The organism is Amycolatopsis sp. NPDC058340, from assembly GCF_042723975.1.
In the GTDB taxonomy this organism is placed as follows: domain Bacteria; phylum Actinomycetota; class Actinomycetes; order Mycobacteriales; family Pseudonocardiaceae; genus Amycolatopsis.
This window is the reverse complement of record NZ_JBHXIB010000010.1, coordinates 122,914-142,935: the sequence shown is the minus strand read 5'-3', so window position 1 is coordinate 142,935 and position 20,022 is coordinate 122,914. Positions and strand designations below refer to the sequence as shown.

16 protein-coding genes are annotated in these 20,022 nt (G+C 67.7%); 12 read left to right on the top strand and 4 right to left on the bottom strand.

Going from position 1 to position 20,022, the window contains the following annotated elements:
- Window positions 1–193: 193 nt before the first annotated feature.
- From ACFWIW_RS15375 to ACFWIW_RS15335, 9 genes are all read left to right on the top strand, one after another.
- On the top strand, window positions 194–3,283 hold the full coding sequence (locus tag ACFWIW_RS15375) for a ThuA domain-containing protein (RefSeq protein WP_378369027.1): 3,090 nt from the start codon (window positions 194–196) through the stop codon (window positions 3,281–3,283).
- Complete coding sequence (locus tag ACFWIW_RS15370; protein WP_126733941.1) at window positions 3,283–4,287, top strand: sugar phosphate isomerase/epimerase; 1,005 nt, start codon at window positions 3,283–3,285, stop codon at window positions 4,285–4,287. The genes ACFWIW_RS15375 and ACFWIW_RS15370 overlap by 1 nt, the downstream gene beginning before the upstream one ends.
- A gap of 10 nt (window positions 4,288–4,297) precedes the next feature.
- Window positions 4,298–5,182: a sugar phosphate isomerase/epimerase family protein gene (locus tag ACFWIW_RS15365; RefSeq protein WP_378369026.1), complete on the top strand. Its 885-nt coding sequence runs from the start codon at window positions 4,298–4,300 to the stop codon at window positions 5,180–5,182.
- A 14-nt stretch (window positions 5,183–5,196) separates the two neighbouring features.
- Window positions 5,197–6,213, top strand: coding sequence for a multicopper oxidase domain-containing protein (locus ACFWIW_RS15360; RefSeq protein ID WP_378369025.1), 1,017 nt, complete (start codon window positions 5,197–5,199; stop codon window positions 6,211–6,213).
- 19 nt (window positions 6,214–6,232) lie between these two features.
- A complete protein-coding gene (locus tag ACFWIW_RS15355) occupies window positions 6,233–10,198 on the top strand; it encodes a ThuA domain-containing protein (RefSeq protein ID WP_378369024.1) in 3,966 nt (1,321 codons plus the stop codon).
- Window positions 10,199–10,269: 71 nt separating this feature from the next.
- Window positions 10,270–12,162, top strand: coding sequence for an OmpL47-type beta-barrel domain-containing protein (locus ACFWIW_RS15350; protein ID WP_378369023.1), 1,893 nt, complete (start codon window positions 10,270–10,272; stop codon window positions 12,160–12,162).
- A gap of 117 nt (window positions 12,163–12,279) precedes the next feature.
- Complete coding sequence (locus tag ACFWIW_RS15345) at window positions 12,280–13,143, top strand: sigma-70 family RNA polymerase sigma factor (protein ID WP_378369022.1); 864 nt, start codon at window positions 12,280–12,282, stop codon at window positions 13,141–13,143.
- A gap of 28 nt (window positions 13,144–13,171) precedes the next feature.
- Window positions 13,172–13,648, top strand: coding sequence for a carboxymuconolactone decarboxylase family protein (locus tag ACFWIW_RS15340; protein WP_378369021.1), 477 nt, complete (start codon window positions 13,172–13,174; stop codon window positions 13,646–13,648).
- The gene (locus ACFWIW_RS15335; protein WP_378369020.1) at window positions 13,648–14,013 is read left to right on the top strand and encodes a DoxX family protein; all 366 of its coding nucleotides are present in this window, start codon (window positions 13,648–13,650) and stop codon (window positions 14,011–14,013) included. The genes ACFWIW_RS15340 and ACFWIW_RS15335 overlap by 1 nt, the downstream gene beginning before the upstream one ends.
- Window positions 14,014–14,064: 51 nt before the next feature.
- On the opposite strand, the gene ACFWIW_RS15330 is transcribed toward ACFWIW_RS15335, so the two are convergent.
- Window positions 14,065–15,813, bottom strand: coding sequence for a BCCT family transporter (locus ACFWIW_RS15330; RefSeq protein ID WP_378369019.1), 1,749 nt, complete (start codon window positions 15,811–15,813; stop codon window positions 14,065–14,067).
- A gap of 369 nt (window positions 15,814–16,182) precedes the next feature.
- Window positions 16,183–16,326, bottom strand: a complete 144-nt coding sequence (locus ACFWIW_RS15325) for a hypothetical protein (protein WP_378369018.1) — start codon at window positions 16,324–16,326, stop codon at window positions 16,183–16,185.
- Window positions 16,327–16,412: 86 nt separating this feature from the next.
- Here ACFWIW_RS15325 and ACFWIW_RS15320 point away from each other — a divergent pair, with 86 nt between their 5' ends.
- Window positions 16,413–17,369 (top strand): GlxA family transcriptional regulator, encoded by a 957-nt coding sequence (locus ACFWIW_RS15320; RefSeq protein WP_378369017.1) that lies wholly within the window; start codon window positions 16,413–16,415, stop codon window positions 17,367–17,369.
- 7 nt (window positions 17,370–17,376) lie between these two features.
- Here ACFWIW_RS15320 and ACFWIW_RS15315 read toward each other — a convergent pair whose 3' ends face one another.
- A complete protein-coding gene (locus ACFWIW_RS15315; RefSeq protein ID WP_378369016.1) occupies window positions 17,377–17,565 on the bottom strand; it encodes a hypothetical protein in 189 nt (62 codons plus the stop codon).
- Window positions 17,566–17,651: 86 nt separating this feature from the next.
- Window positions 17,652–18,554, bottom strand: coding sequence for a LysR family transcriptional regulator (locus tag ACFWIW_RS15310; protein ID WP_378369015.1), 903 nt, complete (start codon window positions 18,552–18,554; stop codon window positions 17,652–17,654).
- Between the two features lie 121 nt (window positions 18,555–18,675).
- On the opposite strand from ACFWIW_RS15310, the gene ACFWIW_RS15305 reads away from it, so the two are divergent.
- Window positions 18,676–19,374, top strand: coding sequence for a type 1 glutamine amidotransferase domain-containing protein (locus ACFWIW_RS15305; RefSeq protein WP_378369014.1), 699 nt, complete (start codon window positions 18,676–18,678; stop codon window positions 19,372–19,374).
- 65 nt (window positions 19,375–19,439) lie between these two features.
- Window positions 19,440–20,009, top strand: a complete 570-nt coding sequence (locus tag ACFWIW_RS15300; RefSeq protein WP_378369013.1) for a TetR/AcrR family transcriptional regulator — start codon at window positions 19,440–19,442, stop codon at window positions 20,007–20,009.
- Window positions 20,010–20,022 lie beyond the last annotated feature (13 nt).

The window sequence follows — 20,022 nt, the reverse complement described above, 5'->3', positions numbered from 1 at the left end:
GCCTGTGTTTTTGGCCCTTCAGGGGCTTACTTAGAGGTCTCCCTCGCACCTGGGGGTCGTGAGTGTTAAGGGACGTTCTAACGACACTTACCACTCACGACCAACGCAAGTCCTTCCTTGATCGCCGCCGCTCATCGAAAGGATCGCTACTGCTATGTCTTTGAAACGACGATTGGGTGTGCTCGTCACATCCATGGTCACGGCTCTGACAGGCGTCGCGCTACCGGTGCAGACCGCATCGGCGCACGAAGCGGCCACGGTGCTCGTGTTCTCCAAGACCGCGGGCTTCCGGCACGATTCGATCCCCGACGGCATCAAGGCGATCAAGGATTTGGGGGCGCAGAACCATTTCGCGGTGGAGGCCACCGAGGACGCGGCGGCCTTCACCGACGCGAACCTCAAGCGGTTCAACGCGGTGGTCTGGCTTTCCACCACCGGTGACGTGCTGAACGCGGACCAGCAGGCCGCGTTCGAGCGGTACGTGAAGGGAGGCGGCGGGTACGTCGGCGTGCACGCCGCCTCCGACACCGAATACGACTGGCCCTGGTACGGCGAGCTGGTCGGGGCGTACTTCAAGTCGCACCCGCAGATCCAGCAGGCGAACGTCAAGGTCGAAGACCACGAGCACGTGTCCACTGTGGACCTTCCGGAGACCTGGCCGCGCACCGACGAGTGGTACAACTACCGCGAGAACCCGCGCAGCAACGTCCACGTGCTCGCGAGCCTCGACGAGAAGAGCTACCAGCCCGGCGACGGCGCGATGGGCGATCACCCGATCGCCTGGTGCCACGAGAATTCCGGCGGCCGCTCCTGGTACACCGGCGGCGGGCACACCAAGGCCTCCTACGCCGAACCGGCCTTCCTCAAGCATCTGGCGGGCGGCATCAAGTACGCCACCAAGCTGAGCGAGGCGGGCTGCGCCAAGACCCAGGAAGACCCGGTCGACGCGGACTTCGACCAGATCACCTTGGCCAAGGGCGAGGAGAAGACCGGCGAGCCGATCGCGCTGTCCGTGCTGCCCAACCGCGACGTCCTGCACACCTCGCGCGACGGCCGCGTCTGGTACACCAGCTCGTCGGCGACGACGTCGCTGGCCGGGCAGATCCCCGTCTACAACCACGACGAGGACGGCCTCCAGGGTGTCGCCATCGACCCGGACTTCGCCAAGAACCGCTGGGTCTACCTGTACTACGCGCCCAAGCTGAACACCCCGGCCGGTGACGCGCCGGAGAACGGCACCCCCGCCGACTTCGAGCCGTTCAAGGGTTACAACCAGCTCTCGCGGTTCAAGCTGGGCACCGACAACAAGCTCGACCTCGCGAGCGAGCAGAAGATCCTTCAGGTCCCGGCCGAACGCGGTATCTGCTGCCACGCCGGCGGCGAGATCGACTTCGACGCCAAGGGCAATCTCTATCTGTCCACAGGGGACGATTCCAACCCGTTCGCCTCCGACGGTTTCACCCCGATCGACGAGCGCGCCGACCGCAACCCGGTGTACGACGCGCAGCGCACTTCGGCCAACACCAACGACCTGCGCGGCAAGGTGCTGCGGATCAAGGTCGGCGCGGGCGGCAAGTACACGATCCCCAAGGGCAACCTGTTCCCCAAGGGCACGGCCAAGACCAAGCCCGAGATCTACGCGATGGGCTTCCGTAACCCGTTCCGCTTCGCCGTCGACCGCAAGACCGGCTGGATCCACCTGGCCGACTACGGTCCCGACGCCGGTGCGGCCGACCCGAAACGTGGGCCCGGCGGCACGGTCGAGTTCAACCTGATCAAGAAGCCCGGCAACTTCGGCTGGCCGTACTGCGTCGGGGACAACCTCCCGTTCATCGACTACGACTTCGCCACCAAGGAGTCCGGCGCCGCCTTCGACTGCGCCAAGCCGAAGAACACCAGCCCGCGCAACACCGGCCTGACCGATCTGCCGCCGGTGGAGAAGGCGTGGATCCCTTACGACGGCGGTTCGCTGCCCGAGTTCGGCACCGGCCCCGAGTCGCCGATGGGCGGCCCGGTGTACCAGTTCGACGCGAAGAACCCGTCGCAGACGAAGTTCCCGGAGTACTTCAACGGCAAGACCTTCGCCTACGAATGGGAACGCGGCTGGATCAAGGAGATCACCGTCGGCCCGAACGGGGAACGCGGCGCCATCAAGCCGTTCTTCGACTCGATGGACCTCGTCCGCCCGATGAACCTCGAGTTCGGCCCGGACGGCGCGCTCTACGTCCTCGACTACGGCACCGGCTACTTCGGCGGCTCCAAGGAATCCGCCGTCTACCGCATCGACTACACCAAGGGACGCCGGACGCCGATCGCCAAGGTGGCCGGGGACAAGACGTCCGGGCAAGCACCGCTGACCGTGAAGTTCGACCCGGCCGGGACGAACGATCCCGACGGCGGCGCGCTCACCTACGCCTGGGACTTCGACGGCGACGGCACGACCGATTCCACCGAGGCCGCCCCGGTCTCCCACACCTACGCCGCGAACGGCCAGTACACGGCGAAGCTCTCGGTCACCGACTCCACCGGGCTCACCGGCTCGGCGAGCGTGGTGGTCACCGTCGGCAACACCGCGCCGGTGGTCACGCTGAAGACCCCGGTCAACGGCAGCGTGTTCAGCTTCGGCGACATGGTCCCGTTCAAGGTCGAGGTGACCGACGCCGAGGACAACCCGATCGACTGCTCGAAGGTGACCGTCGAATACATCCTCGGCCACGAGGGCCACGGGCATCCGCTGAGCCGGGCGACCGGCTGTGAGGGCACCATCGCCACGCCCGCCGACGAAGGACACGGCGCGGACGCCAACGTCTTCGGCGTCATCAACGCCAGCTACACCGACAACGGCGGCAACGGCGTGCCCGCGCTCACCGGTGAGGCCGAGTCCATCCTGCAGCCGAAGCTGAAGCAGGCCGAGTTCTACACGCAGTCCAGTGGGATCGAGGTCGTCGCGCACGCCGGTGCCAGCGGCGGTAAACGCGTCGGCCACATCGAATCCGGTGACTGGCTCAAATTCGACCCGGTGAACCTCGTGGGTGTCAGCGGCATCGGCTACCGGGTCTCCTCCGGCGGCGCGGGCGGCACGATCGAGGTCCGCTCGGGCGCGGTGGACGGACCGCTGGTCCAGACGGTCACCGTCGCCAACACCGGCGGCTGGGACACCTATGCCGACATCCCGGCCTCCGCCATCACCGACCCCGGCGGCACCGGCCCGTTGTTCCTCGTGTTCAAGGGCGGTTCCGGCGGCTTGTTCGACGTAGACGCGATCACCTTCGAGGAGAACTGATGAGCCGTCCGATCACCCTGTTCACCGGCCAGTGGGCGGATCTCCCGTTCACCGAGGTGTGCAGGCTGGCCAGCGAATGGGGCTACGACGGCCTCGAAATCGCGTGTTCCGGCGACCACTTCGAGGTCGACCGCGCACTGTCCGAAGAGGACTACGTGCCCGGCCGCCTGAAGCTGCTCGCCGAGCACGGCCTCAAGGTGTGGGCGATCTCCAACCATCTCGTCGGGCAGGCCGTCTGTGACGACCCGATCGACGAGCGCCACCAGGCCATCATCCCCTCGCGGGTATGGGGCGACGGCGAGCCCGAAGGCGTGCGGCAGCGGGCGGCGAAGGAGATGGCCGACACCGCCCGCGCGGCGGCGAAACTCGGCGTGGACACGGTGATCGGCTTCACCGGCTCGAAGACCTGGAAGTACGTCGCGATGTTCCCGCCGGTCTCTCAGGCGGTCATCGACGACGGCTACTCCGACTTCGCCGACCGGTGGAACCCGATCCTCGACGTCTTCGACGAGGTGGGCGTGCGGTTCGCCCACGAGGTCCACCCGTCGGAGATCGCTTACGACTACTGGACCACGAAACGTGCGCTCGAAGCTGTCGGCGACCGTCCGGCATTCGGGCTGAATTGGGATCCTTCGCATTTCATCTGGCAGGACCTCGACCCGGTCGGCTTCATCCTCGACTTCGCCGACCGGATCTACCACGTGGACTGCAAGGACACCAGGAAGCGGTTCGACGGACGGAACGGACGGCTCGGCTCGCATCTCCCCTGGGGAGATCCCCGACGCGGCTGGGACTTCGTTTCGACCGGGCACGGCGACGTGCCCTGGGAGGACTGTTTCCGCGCACTGAATTCGATCGGCTACGCCGGTCCGATCTCGGTGGAGTGGGAGGACGCCGGCATGGACCGGCTCCGGGGCGCGGCGGAGGCCGTGACCTTTCTGCGGGGGCTCCTGTTCGACAAGCCGTCGGCGGCCTTCGACGCGGCTTTCAGCAACCAGAAGTGAGGGCGGTTTCATGTGCGGTGAAGAAGCTGAGCGGTTCCACTCGCGACGGACGCTCCTGCGTGGCGCGGCGACGGCGGCGGTCGCGGTCGGCGCGGCGGTAGCCCTGCCGAGCGTGGCAAGTGCCGCCACTGCGCCTACAGCGGGAGCCGGCCACCACGGTCGAGGCCGGGTCCCGGTGGAGAAGATCAGCATCCAGCTCTACTCCCTGCGCACCGCGCTGCAGGCCGATCTGCCGGGAACCCTGTCCGCGCTGGCGGACATCGGCTACCGGAAGGTCGAACTGGCGGGCACCTACGGCCGTACGGCCGAGGAGTTCCGCGGTCTGCTGGACAAGAACCACATCAAGGCGACGTCCACCCACGTCGGCATCGACGGCGACCTCGACAAGACCATCGCGGACGCGAAGGTCCTCGGGAACACCCGCGCCAACGTGCCGTGGGCGAACTTCGACACCATCGACGGCTGGAAGCAGTTCGCCGGGCGGATGGACGCGGCGGCACGGAAGTTCCGCCAGGCCGGTATCCCGCTCGGCTACCACAACCACGCGCACGAGTTCGCGCCCATCGACGGCGTGCGCCCGTACGACGTGCTCACCAGGAACACGAACCCGCGTTACGTGCACCTGGAGATCGACCTGTTCTGGGCGGTGGAAGGCGGGATGGACCCGGTTTCGCTGTACCGGCAACACTGTCCGCGCGTGGTGCAGTACCACGTCAAGGACCGGACCGCGGCCGGCGAGATGGTCGACCCCGGCAAGGGCGTCATCGATTTCCCCCGCATCTTCCGCCACACCCGTCCCCACCTCGCCGAATACATCGTCGAGCACGACAACCCCACGGATCCCCTGAGCACCGCCCAGACCGGATTCACCTATCTCCGTAACGTCCGCTTCTAGCTGGGGAATCCACAATGGACAACAAGAAACGCGGGCTGTCCCGCAGATCGATGCTCGCGGGCACCGCGGCCGGGGTGATCGCCCCGGTCGTGGTGTCGGCGAGCGCCGGCTCCGCGCCGGCCGCCGCGGCGGGGATGACCCGCAACATCACCATCTACGCCGACTACGTTCCCGGCTCGACCCGGGTCGGTTACGGGCTGGAGCCCGGCAAACCGACGATCCCCGGGCCGCTCCTGGAGTGCTACGAGGGTGACACGCTGGTGATCGAGCTGGTCAACAACACCGACCAGCGGCTCTCGATCCATCCGCACGGCGTCAACTACGACACCAAATCCGACGGCTCGCCGTTCAACGATTCCTTCAACAAGCCCTACGAGACCAAGACCTACACCTGGAAGACCCGGACGGCCTACCAGGCGGCCAACGGTTTCTGGATGCCCGGCAGCGCGGGGTACTGGCACTACCACGACCACGCGTTCGGCGGCGACCACGGCACCGCGGGCCTGATGAAGGGGCTCTACGGCGGCCTGATCGTGCGCAGGCGCGGGGATCTGCTGCCCAGCAAGCAGTTCACCGTGGTGTTCACCGAAATGTGGATCAACCACCAGGTCGCCCCGAACACGCCGATCTTCGAGGCGAACCTCGGTGAACGCGTCGAGTTCATCTGCATCGGGCACGGCAACCTGATGCACACCTTCCATCTGCACGCGCACCGCTGGGCGGACACCCGCACCGGCATGCTCACCAGCGCGACCGACAACGCCCCGATCCTCGACAACAAGACCCTGGACCCCGGCAACTCCTTCGGGTTCCAGGTGATCGCCGGTGACGGCGTCGGGCCGGGCGCGTGGATGTACCACTGCCACGTCCAGCAGCACTCGGACGACGGCATGTCCGGGGTGTTCCTGGTCCGCAACGCCGACGGCGGGATGCCCGCGGGCGCCCAGGAGGCGATCGACCGCTTCCGGGGACATCAGCACACCACCACGTCCACGCCGAACGCCACCGGCGCCTCGGTCCACCACCACTAGTCTTGAAAGGAGCGAGAACTTGAGACGAGTATTTTCGCAACGTCGGCTCCGCAGACGGTCATTGGCCGCTTTGGCGGTCGGCGCCGTCGTCACCTCCGGGCTTCCGCTGGCCATCGCACCGGTGACCGCCGAAGCCGCGACGAACGTCCCGGTGAACGTCCTGGTCTTCCACGGCGCGGCCGCGGACCAGAAGGACCCCGTCCTGCGCGCCACGGACGCGATCGCGAGCCTCGGCCAGGCGAACGGCATCTCCGTTTCGTCCTCTTCGGACCCCGCGGTGTTCACGCAGGCGAACCTCGCGAAGTACCGCGGCGTCGTCTTCCTTTCCGCGCAGGGCATCACGCTCAACCGTGACCAGGAAACCTCGCTGCAGAACTACATGAAGGCGGGCGGCGGCTTCCTCGGCCTGTCCGACGCCGCGCGGGCCCAGGACGGTTCGCAGTGGTTCTCCGGGCTGATCGGCGCCCGTCCGGTCGGCGCGCGTCCCACGCCCGAAGCGGTCGCCTCGATCACCGCGAGCGCGGAGAACCCGCCCAACGAGACCAAGGAAAAGCTCGCCGACAACAACGAGAACACCAAATGGCTGGCCTTCCAGCCGACCGGCTGGGTCGCCTACAAGATGGCCGCCCCGGTCGCGGTGAGCAGCTACGACCTCGTTTCGGCGAACGACTACGCCGGACGTGACCCCAAGAACTGGACCCTGCAGGGCTCCAACGACGGGACCACGTGGACCGATCTCGACACCCGCACGAACGAGACGTTCCCCGACCGGTTCGTGAGCCGCAAGTTCACCTTCACCAACACCACGGCGTATGCGAACTACCGGCTGAACATCACCGCCAACGGCGGCGAACCGCTCATCCAGCTGGCCGATTTCAAGCTGTACAAGGACAACTCGACCACCCCGCCGCCGCCGGAGCCCGACCCGGCCCAGGCCACGGTCGACGTCCTCGACAAGGCGAACCCGGCCACCGCGGGCCTGCCGCAGAAATGGGTGCGCACCGACCGGTGGCTCAACTGGGAGGTCAACCCGGTCGGCACCGTGCACACGGTCGCGCAGGTCGAGGAATCGACCTACAAGCCGGGTGTCGGCGCGAACGGCGCCTTCCATCCGATCTCGTGGTGCCGTGACTACGACGGCGGCCGCTCCTTCTACACCGGTATGGGCCGGACCGAGGCGAGCTACGGCGAAGCCCAGTTCCGCAGCCACATCCTCGGCGCGCTGAAGTGGACCACCGGCATGGTGCGCGGTGACTGCAAGGCGGGGATCGCGGCCAACTACAAGGTCGAACGCCTGACCGGGATCAACCAGCCCGGCCAGATGGACCAGATCGGCGAGCCGCACGGGCTCACCATCGCGCCGAACGGCCGGGTCTTCTACATCGGCCGCGCCGCCTGCGCCGGCAACGTCGTGCCCGCGCCGAACGACTGGACCAACCCCGAGATCGGCGCCGGCTGCGGCACGATCCACCAGTGGGACCCGGTCACCAAGAAGCCGAAGCTGCTCACCACGCTGAAGGTGATGGGCAACCGCGGCAGTGGCGACGAGCTGGTCAAGAACGAGGAAGGCCTCCTCGGTCTCGTGCTGGACCCGAAGTTCAGCGAGAACGGCTGGATGTACGCCTACTGGATGCCGCACTCGTCGGTCGACATCGACAAGCGGATCGGCAAGCGCACGGTCTCGCGGTTCACCTACGACCTGAAGAACCAGACGCTGGACCAGGCGACCCGCAAGGACCTGCTGTCGTGGGACGTCCAGGTCCACAGCTGCTGCCACGCCGGCGGCGGGATGGACTTCGACAAGGACGGGAACCTCTACATCGGTTCCGGTGACAGCAACTCGTCGCAGGGCTCCAACGGGTACTCCGGCAACAACTGGACCCAGGACTACAAGGGCGTCTCGTTCCAGGACGCGCGCCGCACCGCCGGTAACACCAACGACCTCAACGGCAAGATCCTGCGGATCCACCCGGAGCCGGACGGTACCTACACCAACCCGGCGGGCAACCTGTTCCCCGAGGCGAACGACCCCGGGAACAAGACCAGGCCCGAGATCTACGTGATGGGCGTGCGGAACATCTCGCGTCTGCAAGTCGACAAGAAGACCAACTGGCTGACCGCCGCGTGGGTCGGCCCGGACGCGTCCTCGCCGAGCCCGGAACTCGGCCCGGCCAAATACGAGACCGCCACGGTCATCACCGAGGCCGGCAACCACGGCTGGCCGTACTGCATGGGCAACAAGCAGCCGTACCGCGACCGCAGCAGCACCGACGCCGCGGTGCTCACCGGCTGGTACGACTGCGACAACCCGGTCAACACCTCGCCGCGCAACACCGGCCTGGTGAACCTGCCGCCGATCAAGAAGAACATGATCTGGTACTCGCCCGACGGCGGCGGGCCGGTGTTCCCCAACCGTCCCAACAGCTCCGTCCCGACGTACAACGCGGCCGAGGCCACCTACACGCAGCCCTACCTCAAGGGCGGCGGCCAGGCGGTCATGACCGGGCCGACGTACCACCGCGAACTGGTCAACACCAACAGCGGTGTCGCGTGGCCCGCCTACTGGAACGACAAGTGGTTCATCGGTGACCAGAGCAACGGGCAGAACCGGATCGCGGTCACCCTCGACCCGAACGGTGTCGCGAAGCAGGATCCGCCGGTGTTCGCCGAGACGGTGCGGCAGATCATCCCGACCGGTGGTGGCGACACGAAGCTGAACCAGTGGATGGACGCCAAGTTCGGGCCGGACGGCGCGCTGTACGTGCTCGACTACGGCGGCGGCTTCTTCACCTTGACCAACAACCAGAAGCTGCTGAAGATCAGCTACATCGGCGGCGAAGCCACGCCGTCCGCGGCGGCGTCGTCGACCATGGTGCAGAACAAGCCGCTCACCGCGGCCTTCACCGGTTCGAAGTCCGGCGGCGTCTCCTACAAGTGGGAGTTCGGCGACGGCACGATCTCGACCCAGCCCGACCCGCGGCACACCTACCCGCGCACCGGGTTCTACACCGCCAAGCTGACCGTGACCTACGCGAACGGCGAGACGGTGACCACGCGGAACTCGGTGAACGTCGGCTGTCTCGTGGCGGATCCCAGCGCCACGGTGACCATCGGCGACACCGACACCGGGGTGACCAACCGGAACGCCGGTGGCGGCTGCACGGTCGACGACATGATCGACGACGAGAGCACGTGGACCTCCCACGCCGGTTTCGTCAACCACGTCACGCAGGCCGTGGACCGGCTCGGTGACCTCGGTGTGCTGAACGCGGCCGAGGCGGACAAGATCAACGCCGCGGCCGCCGCGTCGCCCATCGGCAACAAGGGCGTCACCGGCTACGACGCGATCTACGACGGCACGGCCGAATCGTTCCGCAACTGGTCGCAGGCGCCGTCCGGGCAGTTCGCCATCCAGCCGGACGGGTCACTCCGGCCGTCGGGCGGGCTCGGCATGCTGTGGTACTCGGCACGGCAGTTCGGCAACTTCTCGGTGAAGCTGCAGTTCAAGGACATCGCGCCGAACGGCAGCGCCAACAGCGGTGTGTTCGTCCGGTTCCCGGATCCGCGCACTCCGCTGGAGCAGCGTCCGCCGGGCAGCTGCGGCACGGTCGGTTCGGCGAGGACGTCGCAGGCCTGGGTCGCGATCTTCTGCGGCCACGAGGTGCAGTTGTACGACGGGGCCACCGGTGAGCCGCAGAAGACCGGGTCGATCTACAACTTCGACCCGCGGCCGCTGGACCAGGCCGGTGTGAAGCCGAAGGGGACCTGGAACGAGTACGAGATCAAGGTCGTCGGGCAGAAGTACACGATCATCCGCAACGGTGTGGTGATCAACGAGTTCGAGAACGCGCCGGGTATCCAGTCGTCGCGGGCGGGCGATCCGTCCACCGACTTCCGGCAGTTCGTCAGCGGGTTCATCGGTCTGCAGAACCACGGTGACAACGACCTGATGGAGTTCCGCAACATCCGGGTGCGGCAGCTGTAGCGCGAAAACCGGCCGGGCGCGCGGGTTTCGCGTGCCCGGCCGGGCTCCCTTGTACGGAAGGTTTCCCTGCGATGTCCCCAAGAACCCTCGTCGTGGCACTGGTGGCCGCGACACTCGCACTGGCGGGCCTGGTGTTACCCGGCTCGTCCGCTCCCGCCTCCGCCGCACCGGTCCAGACCCTGGAATGGACCGCGGGTGACAGCACCGACCACTACCTCAGCGCGCCGTCCACCGCGGTGGCCGGTGAGACCACGATCGTCTTCAAGAACACCGAAGAGCTCGGCTCGACGATGTCGCACACGCTGACGTTCGACACCTCGACCCCGGGCTACAACCACGACGTCAACCTCAACATCCTCGCCAACCCCTACGACGACAAGAGCGGCGTGCACCAGGCCACGGTGACGCTGCCCCCTGGCAAGTACCGGTACTACTGCACGATCCAGGGCCACACCAAGATGATGGGCGAGTTCGTCGTCACCGACGGCGGCGGCGCCGACACCACCCCACCGACCGTGACCGCGAACGTGACCGGCACCAAGGACACCGCCGGGAACTACGTCGGTTCCGCGACGGTGAACCTGTCCGCTTCGGACAGTCAGTCCGGGGTGGACAAGGTCGAGTATCAGCTCGACGGCGGCGCGTGGACCGCGTACACCGCACCCGTGGTCGTCTCCGCGGCCGGTTCGCACATGGTCCACTACCGCGCATCGGACAAGGCGGGCAACGTTTCGCCGGAAGGGATGTCGTCGTTCACCGTCGTCACCGGCCAGCCCGGCGACACGACACCGCCGACGGTGACCGCCGAGGTGACGGGAACCAAGGACGGTGCGGGCAACTATCTCGACACCGCGACGGTGAAGCTCACCGCCACCGACGCGGATTCGGGCGTCGACAAGGTCGAGTACAAAGTGGACGAAGGCGCGTGGACCGCGTACACCGCTCCGGTCGCGGTCACCGCGCCCGGGATGCACATGGTCTCGTACCGCGCTTCGGACAAGGCGGGCAACGTTTCGCCGGAGGGCATGGCGCATTTCACCATCGTCAGTGGTGACACCACCGCGCCGACGGTGACGTCCGAGGTGACCGGCACCAAGGACACCGCCGGGAACTACGTCGGCAAGGCGACCGTGACCCTCACGGCCACCGACGCAGGCTCCGGTGTCGGCAAGGTCGAGTACAGCCTGAACGGTGGCCCGTGGCTGACGTACTCGGCGCCGCTCGCGCTGACCGTCGTCGGCGCGCACACGGTGAAGTACCGCGCCACCGACAAGGCGGGCAACGTCTCGGCCGAAGGCACGGCGACGTTCACCATCGTCGAAGGCGACGACAGCACCGCGCCGACCGTTTCGGTGGTGGTGAGCGGTGATCTGGACGGGAACTGGTCGTACATCGAAGACGCGACCATCAACCTGACCGCCACCGACGCCGGGTCCGGCGTGGACAAGATCGAGTACAAATTGGACGGTGGGGCCTGGACGGTCTACACCGCGCCGGTGAAGGTGACCGAACTCGGCACGCACACACTGGTCTACCGCGCGTCGGACAAGGCGGGCAACGTCTCGGCGGAACAGGGCGGCGCGTTCACCATCGTCGCCGCGCCGCCGGGCCCGGACGCCTGCCCGGACTCCGACGTCCGGGACACCGTGATCCTCGGCACGGCGGACAGCCAGGTCGAGAACCGCGACACCGGTGACGGCTGCACGATCAACGACGTGATCGACGACGAGTCGGACTACTCGTCGAACGACCAGTTCGTGACCTACGTGCGGGCCGTGACGCAGGAACTCCTCGACGGCGGGATCATCTCGTCCTACGAGCGTGAACTGATCGTCACGGCGGCGATCGACTCCGGTATCGGCGGCTCGACCGCCGAGCCCGAGCCGGAACCCGGAAAGAAGAAGCCGGAGACGAAGAACCCCGGCATGAAGAAGACCGTGAAGACACCCATCCGGGACGTCTAGGGCCTCGTGAGTGGCAAGGACGGTTAGAACCGTCCTTGCCACTCACGAGCTCTTGTTACCTTTCTCGCGTCGCGTTCGTCATGTCCATGACGGGTTCGGCGCGAGAAAGGCAACGACATGACCGGTGAGGCGCTGGCCAGCGCGTTCGAGGAGCAGCGCGGCCGTCTGGTGGCCGTGGCCCAGCGCATGCTCGGCTCCCGCACGGACGCCGAGGACGCGGTCCAGGAGGCTTGGCTGCGGCTCGCCCGCCAGGACGCCGACACGATCGACAACCTGTCCGGCTGGCTGACCACCGTCGTCGGCCGCGTCTGCATCGACGTCCTGCGCTCCCGCAAGACCCGCCCCGAGGATTCCTACGACGAGCCGCCCGAGCTGCTGATGCTCGAAGACTCGCCGGAGGAAGACGCGCTGCTCGCCGAAACGGTCGGGGTGGCCCTGGTCGTGGTGCTCGACACCCTCGGCCCGGCCGAGCGGCTGGCGTTCGTGCTGCACGACCTGTTCGCGGTCTCGTTCGCCGAGATCGGCGAGATCCTCGGAAAGTCCGCGGACGCGGCCAAGATGCTCGCCAGCCGGGCCCGCCGGAAGGTGCGGGGACAGCGTCCGGCCGACGAGCCGCGGCAACGCGCCGTCGTCGACGCGTTCCTCGCGGCCGCGCGCGAAGGGGACTTCGAGGGGCTGCTGGAGATGCTCGACCCCGACGTGACCTGGCGCTCGCAGACCCGTCACGGCGAGGTCGTGCGGCTGGGCGCGGCCGAGGTCGCCACCCGGGTCCAGCGCGGCGCCCGTGCCGTGGGCACCATGCGTCCCGCGCTGATCGGCGGCAAGCCCGGCGTCGTGACCTGGGACAAGCGCGGCAGGCTTGGCGGCGTGATGAGCTGCACCGTCGTCGACGGCCGCATCGTCGCGATCGACTCCGTCAGTGACCCACGTCGCCTCGCGGCCATGGGTGTTACCTCCAGGGAGTCCTCCTCGTCGAAGTAAGTGAACACCGACGAGAAGGAGAAATCCCATGCAGGCAAGGCTCGAATTCCTCAAGACCGCTCTCGCGCCGAAGCTGGTGAAGCACTTCGTCTCGGCCGCGAAGGTGCTCGACAGCAGCGAACTTCCTTTGGCGACAAGGGAACTGGTGAACATCCGGGCCAGCCAGATCAACGGCTGCTCGGGCTGCCTCGACATGCACACCAAGGACGCGGCGCACGCGGGGGAGACCACGACCCGGCTGAACCTGGTCGCGTGCTGGCGCGAGGCGACGGTCTTCACCGAGGCCGAACGCGCCGCGCTGGAACTCACCGAGCAGGGCTGCCGTCTCGCCGACGGCAGCGGTGTCACCGACGAGGCGTGGCAAGCCGCCGCCAAGCACTACGACGAGGATCAGCTCGTCGCGCTGGTGGCCCAGATCTCGCTCATCAACGCCTTCAACCGGCTGAACGTCATCACCCGGCAGCCCGCCGGTGACTACACGCCCGGCCAGTTCGCGGCGCACTGATGGAGACCGCGCTGTGGATCGTCGCCGGTCTGCTCGCCGTCATGTACCTCGTGTCCGGCGTCGGGAAACTGTTCCTGCGCAGGGAGACGATCGCCGGAGTGGCTTCGGGTGCGGGATGGGTGCTGGATTTCGGCCCCGGCACCGTGAAGTTCATCGGGGTGGTCGAGATCCTGGGCGCGGTCGGCCTGGTCGTTCCCGCCCTGCTCGGCATCGCCCCGGCCCTGGTGCCGCTGGCGGCCCTCGGACTGGCGCTGGTCATGGCGGGGGCGCTGGTCGTGCGGCTGCGCCGCCGCGAACCCCTGATCGCGTTGCTGGACCTGGGGTACCTCGCGTTGTGCGCTTTCGTCGCCATCGGACGCGCCTGAAATACGTGAAGGCCCCCTTCACTCGAAGGGGGCCTTCACGTACTCATCGACTCAGGTGCGCTGTTTCGACCGGCCGAGGATGCGACGGCGGCCGTGGCCACCGTTGGTGCGTTCCTCGTGCAGTTCCTTCAGCGACAACATCATCGCGTCTTCCTGCTTCATCAGCGGGTCGTTGCGCAGATCCTTCCAGACCGACACGCACAACCCGACCATCACGAACACGAACGGCACCGCGATCAGGATGGTGAGGTTCTGCAACCCGGTCAGCGCCTTGTCCCCGCCGACGAGCAGCATCACCGCCGCGACGGCGCCCATCAGCACGCCCCAGAAGATGACGACACCCTTCTTCGGGTGCACGCTCCCGCGCTGGGACAAGGTGCCCATCACCACCGACGCCGCGTCCGCACCGGAGACGAAGAAGATGGACACCAGGATCATCACCAGGATCGCGATCGGGACGAACCACGGCAGGGTCTCGAGCAGTTCGAACGTCGCCGACTGGGCACTGCCCGCGCCCGCGATATCCGTCCCGGCCCGCTGCCTGCTGATCGCCGCGCCGCCGAAGATCGCGAACCAGATCAGGCTCACGATGCTCGGGATCGCGATGACACCGAAGATGAACTGCCGGATGGTGCGGCCGCGCGAGATCCGCGCGATGAACATGCCGACGAAGGGCGTCCACGAGATCCACCACGCCCAGTAGAAGACCGTCCAGCCGCCGAGCCATGTCTGCATCTCTTCGCCACCGGTCATCCCGGTGCGGCCGGACATCTCCGCCAGCTCGCGGAAGTAGTCGCCGATCGCGCCGGGCACGATGTTGAGGATGAGCACGGTCGGCCCGACCACCAGCACGAACACCGCGAGCACCGCGGCGAGCACCATGTTGATGTTGGACAGCCACTGGATTCCCTTTGCCACCCCGGACACCGCCGACGCGATGAACGCGATGGTGAGGATCGCGATGATCGCGACCAGCAGTCCCTTGCCGGGATCGTCGATCCAGCCGACGGCGCCCATCCCGCCACCGACCTGGAGCGCGCCGAGGCCGAGCGAAGCGGCCGAACCGAACAGGGTCGCGAAGATCGCCATGATGTCGATCGCCTTACCCAGCGGGCCTTCGGTGCGCCGCTTGCCGATCAGCGGCGCGAACACCGAACTGATCAGCTGGCTGCGGCCCTTCCGGAAGGTGCTGTAGGCGATCGCGAGGCCGACGACGGCGTAGATCGCCCACGGGTGCACGGTCCAGTGGAACAACGTCGTCGCCATCGCGGTGTGGACGGCTTCGTCGGAGTTCGGGGCCGCGGTGCCCGGGGGCGGGCTCGCGAGGTGGGAAACCGGTTCGTACACACCGAAGAACATCAGGCCGATGCCCATACCGGCGCTGAACATCATCGCGATCCACGACGACGTCCGGAATTCGGGGAGTTCCTTGTCACCGCCCAGCGGGATCCGGCCGTAGCGGCTTATGGCCAGACAGACCGCGAAGAGCACGAAACCGCTCGCGGTCAACACGAACGCCCAGCCGCCGTAAGGGATCACGGCGTCGTTGAGAAGGGTCGACGCGACACTCGCGAGACTCTCCGGGGAGAGGACACCCCAGACGATGATCGCGAGCGCGAGCACCGCCGCCACACCGAAAACGGTCTTGTCGGTCTCGGCGGGGCGTTCGGCGGCGAGGTCGAGCGGGACGTGCTCATCGGGCGGGTGCCCCGGACCTGTCGTGTCCGGCGCGTGGGCGAGGTCCGACGCGGTCTCCGCGACGACCTCTTCTTCCGCTTGTTTACCGTCCTGCGAACTCATGTTCAGACACGCGCCGACTACGGCGCGATCTCCTTCCGCCCGAGTTAACCCGTTTGCACCACTGCACCCTAACCAGAAAACTGGTAACCGGCAGAAAATGCGGGCGAAGAGGTTTAAACCGCTGATTGTGGGCTTGACCTCGGCGGATGCGATCTTCGTCGTCGTTCTCGGCAAGGAACGTGTCGCTCGTGACACCGGTGGTCACGAGATCTGACCGGGTTCTCTCGCGGACAACCCTGCTGAACTGGGGTTCTTGGCGAGATTTCCTCGCATTCCTCGGTTTTGCCGCTCGTCACCGCCTGCCATGGCTCGGGTACCCAGCGGTGAAGAACGCGCGGTGACGGGCTTTGGGGGAAGTTCGCGCGGGATTCAGACCGCGGCGCCTCCTCGCCAGAAGGGCCGGCCGAGCGGATCGCCGCCGGCGGCGTCCGGGCGGCCCTGCCGCGCGTGATTGCGCTCCAGCAGGTAGGTGACGAGGGCGATCAGGGCGAGGGTGACGATGATTGCGGTCATGGCGGTAAGTTTGCGCCGCTCGACATCCTGCCAGAAGTGGCAGTTCTGTCGTTGTGCGGCAAAATCCTGCCAGCTATGCTCCGGGCATGCTGAAAAGCGTCGCCGTGGTGCTGCTGGACGACTTCGCCGCCTTCGAGTTCGGCGTCGTCTGCGAGGTGTTCGGCTGCGACCGCACCGATGACGGAGTGCCACTGCTCGACTTCCGCGTGTGCGGGGAGCGGGCCGGAGAGCCGCTCAGCCTCGGCCACGGCCTCAAGATCACCCCGGAACACGGTCTCGAAGCGACCGAGGACGCGGACCTCGTCGTCGTCCCCGCCTGCGACGTGCGCGACGAATACCCGCCCGCGGTGCTCGAAGCTCTCCGTGCGGTTTCGGCGCGGGGAGCCACGCTCCTTTCGGTCTGCACCGGCGCGTTCGTGCTGGGCGCCGCGGGTCTGCTCGACGGGCGGCGGTGCACGAACCATTGGCGGCAGAGCGCGAAGTTCCGGAAGCGTTTCCCCGAGGCGCGGCTGGATCCGGACGTCCTCTTCGTCGACGACGGCGACATCATCACCAGCGCCGGAACGGCCGCCGGTATCGACGCGTGCCTGCATCTGGTCCGGCGCGAGCTCGGCTCCGCCGCGGCCACCGTGATCGCCCGGCGCATGGTGGTGCCGCCGCAACGGGAAGGTGGGCAACGCCAGTTCGTCGAGGTGCCGATCCCGGAGTGCACCGGGGACAGTCTCCAGCCGGTGCTCACCTGGATGCTCGACACCATCGACCACGAACACGCCGTCGCCGATCTGGCCCGCCGGGCCCGGATGTCCGAGCGCACCTTCGCCCGCAAGTTCGTCGCGGAGACGGGCACCACACCGCACCGATGGCTTTCGACACAACGGGTTCTGCACGCGAGGTCCCTGCTCGAGGAGACGACGATGAGCATCGACGAGGTCGCGCGCCGCTGTGGCTTCGGCTCAGGAGCCTTGCTGCGTCACCATTTCCACAAGGTCGTCGGCGTTTCCCCGCAGGACTACCGGCGCACCTTCGCGCCGCAACGCGTTTGACGCACGCCTAGTCCTTCGGCGTCTTGTTGAACAGGCCGAGGGACTGCGCGAACGCCGCACCGCCAGCCAGGAAGACGAGCGGCAGCGTCTTGGCCCAGAACGCGCCGACGTCGAGCGCGATGAGCAACGCGAGCAATCCGCCGGCCAAGGCGGCCAAGACGAGCATTCCGAGGGCGAGGCGGGGTTTCGAGACCATGTGTCCTCCGGGAAACGGGTTCGGAAGAGCAAGCTTCGCGAAGGCTCCGGCGGGGAAAGAGGTCATTTTTGCCGCATCCGGCGCTTTCAGAGTGAGCCCCAGGCTCGGGCGCGTTCCAGCAGCCTGTCGCGGATGACGGTCACGACCGGCCGCACCGTGCCGGACCGGTGCGCGAGATGGATGGTGTTCAGCGGCGGCACTTCCGGGGTGTGCACGATCGAGACCGAGCCCGCTTCGAGCGCGGCCGCGGCGATGTAGCGCGGCAGCACGCTCGCGCCGGCGCCCGCGACGACGACGGCCAGGATCGCGCGAAGATCGGGCACGACCATCGCGACACGGTTCGGCGGCCGCCGCCCGAATTCGCTGCGCCAGTAGCGGCGGATGATCGGCAGATCGGCGGCGTAGGCGATCAGCGGCAGATGGGCCAGTGCCGGTACCGGATCGGCGGCGAGCAGCGCGGGATCGACGCTCCGGGCGAGCGCGGGGGCGGCGACGAGCACGAACTCCTCGTCGATCAGCGGAATCGAGGTGATGCCGCGTTGCCGAGGCCGGACCGACGAGATGACGAGGTCGAGACGCGCGGCTTCGAGGGCGGACAGGAGCTCGTCGGCGAGCCCGAGGGTGACGTTGAGCCGCAGCCCGCGTTCGGTCAACGGGGCGAGCGCGGGCAGGAACCGCGTCGCCATGCCGTCGCTCGCGCCGCCCAGCGCCACCTGCTCGCGGTACTGGACCTCGTCGTCGCCCGCTGTCAGAGCGCCTCGCAGTTCGTCGATCCGGGTGCCGATCCTGGCGGCGAGTTCGGCGGCGCGGGCGGTCGGCGCCGCACCGAGCCGCGACCGGACGAAGAGCTGCTCACCGAGTTCCTCCTCGAGCTTGAGCAGCTGCCCGGTGACGGCGGGCTGGGTCAGGCCGAGCTCCGCGGCGGCCGCGGAGAGCGAACCGAGGCGGTAGATCGACAGAAAGGTCGCCAGCCGGTCCAAGTTGGGCATGCAAACCGCCTTCCATAAGAAATCTTATGGATCGTAGCCGTCGTCGCGGAGTACTCGCGGCAACGACCCGGTTGAAGCGGGCAGTGGGGCACAACGCTCCCGGACAACGAAAGGAACAGCCATGGCGCGCATTCTCATGATCGTCTCCGCCGCGGACCACGTGCGGCTCACGGACGGCGCCGACCACCCGACGGGCTTCTGGGCCGAAGAGGTCGCCGAGTCTCACCGGGTGCTCGCCGCGGCGGGCCACCGGGTGGAGATCGCGACCCCGTCCGGGCTCCGGCCGACCGTCGACCCGATCAGCCTCGACGAACGCGGCGGCGTCGACCCGGCCGCGGGCGCGAAGTTCGCCGAGTACCTCAAGGGACTCGAACTTTCGGCGCCGCTCAAGCTCTCCGACGTTTCGGCCGACGCCTACGACGCCTTCTACCTGCCCGGCGGACACGGCCCGATGACCGACCTGGTGGACGACGCCGACCTCGGCGTCCTGCTGAACGACGCCGATGCGCAGGGCAAGACCATCGCCGCGCTCTGCCACGGACTCGCCGCCTTGCTCAGCGCGCGCCGCGAGGACGGCTCGTTCACCTTCGCCGGCCGCTCGATGACGTCGTTCAGTGACGAGGAGGAGCGGCAGGGCGGACTGGGTGAGAAGACTCCCTTCTTCGTCGAGGCACGGCTTCGGGAACAGGGCGCGATCGTCACTCCGGCGGCCGCCTGGTCGAGCGCGGTCGTTGCCGACGGAAACCTGATCACCGGCCAGAACCCGCAGTCCAGTGTCGCGACCGCGGAACGCGTGGTGGCGCGGCTGAAAACGGCGTGAGTTTGCGTCGCGGCCGGATCCGGGCATACGATCAGGGCAGTCGTACAGGACGAACGCCCTAGGAGATGACGGTGGCAGGATCCCCGGCCGCGGCTCGCGGCAGGCTCGTTCGGCAACGGTTGCTCGAAGCGGCTGTCGCGCTCGTGCCCGAACTCGGGTGGTCCGCGGTCAGTACCCGGATCCTGGCCGAGCGCGCCGGTGTCACGCCGAGCGTCGTGCACTACCACTTCCCGTCGCTGCAGGCCTTGATGACCGAGGCCGTGCTCGGCGCGATGCGCGAAGTCGCGCTCGCTTTCGAGCCGGCGCTGGAGGCCGTCGAGACGCCCGCGGACGCGGTGGACGCGTTGCTGGCGTCGGTCGGCGAATACTCCGGCACCGACCCGATGTCGTTGCTGTTCGCGGAGGCCTACCTCGCCGCGACCCGCGACGACACCTTGCGCCAAGGCATCCGCGAGCTGCTCGCCGACCTGCGCACCAGGCTCGGCGGGTGGCTGGCTCAGCGGGGCGTGGCCGACGCCGAGGACACGGCGGCGGTGCTCTTCGCCGTGGTGGACGGGCTTCTGTTGCATCGGGCGCTCGGACCGGAGTCCGGCCGGATCGTCTCCCCGGCCGTCCTGCGCAGGCTGGTCGGCTGAACGAAAGGGAGGG

Coding starts and splice junctions, on each gene's coding strand:
- ACFWIW_RS15375 (WP_378369027.1), top strand. CDS start 194: ATGGTCACGGCTCTGACAGGCGTCGCGCTACCGGTGCAGACCGCATCG.
- ACFWIW_RS15370 (WP_126733941.1), top strand. CDS start 3,283: ATGAGCCGTCCGATCACCCTGTTCACCGGCCAGTGGGCGGATCTCCCG.
- ACFWIW_RS15365 (WP_378369026.1), top strand. CDS start 4,298: ATGTGCGGTGAAGAAGCTGAGCGGTTCCACTCGCGACGGACGCTCCTG.
- ACFWIW_RS15360 (WP_378369025.1), top strand. CDS start 5,197: ATGGACAACAAGAAACGCGGGCTGTCCCGCAGATCGATGCTCGCGGGC.
- ACFWIW_RS15350 (WP_378369023.1), top strand. CDS start 10,270: ATGTCCCCAAGAACCCTCGTCGTGGCACTGGTGGCCGCGACACTCGCA.
- ACFWIW_RS15345 (WP_378369022.1), top strand. CDS start 12,280: ATGACCGGTGAGGCGCTGGCCAGCGCGTTCGAGGAGCAGCGCGGCCGT.
- ACFWIW_RS15340 (WP_378369021.1), top strand. CDS start 13,172: ATGCAGGCAAGGCTCGAATTCCTCAAGACCGCTCTCGCGCCGAAGCTG.
- ACFWIW_RS15335 (WP_378369020.1), top strand. CDS start 13,648: ATGGAGACCGCGCTGTGGATCGTCGCCGGTCTGCTCGCCGTCATGTAC.
- ACFWIW_RS15330 (WP_378369019.1), bottom strand. CDS start 15,813: ATGAGTTCGCAGGACGGTAAACAAGCGGAAGAAGAGGTCGTCGCGGAG.
- ACFWIW_RS15325 (WP_378369018.1), bottom strand. CDS start 16,326: ATGACCGCAATCATCGTCACCCTCGCCCTGATCGCCCTCGTCACCTAC.
- ACFWIW_RS15320 (WP_378369017.1), top strand. CDS start 16,413: ATGCTGAAAAGCGTCGCCGTGGTGCTGCTGGACGACTTCGCCGCCTTC.
- ACFWIW_RS15315 (WP_378369016.1), bottom strand. CDS start 17,565: ATGGTCTCGAAACCCCGCCTCGCCCTCGGAATGCTCGTCTTGGCCGCC.
- ACFWIW_RS15310 (WP_378369015.1), bottom strand. CDS start 18,554: ATGCCCAACTTGGACCGGCTGGCGACCTTTCTGTCGATCTACCGCCTC.
- ACFWIW_RS15305 (WP_378369014.1), top strand. CDS start 18,676: ATGGCGCGCATTCTCATGATCGTCTCCGCCGCGGACCACGTGCGGCTC.
- ACFWIW_RS15300 (WP_378369013.1), top strand. CDS start 19,440: ATGACGGTGGCAGGATCCCCGGCCGCGGCTCGCGGCAGGCTCGTTCGG.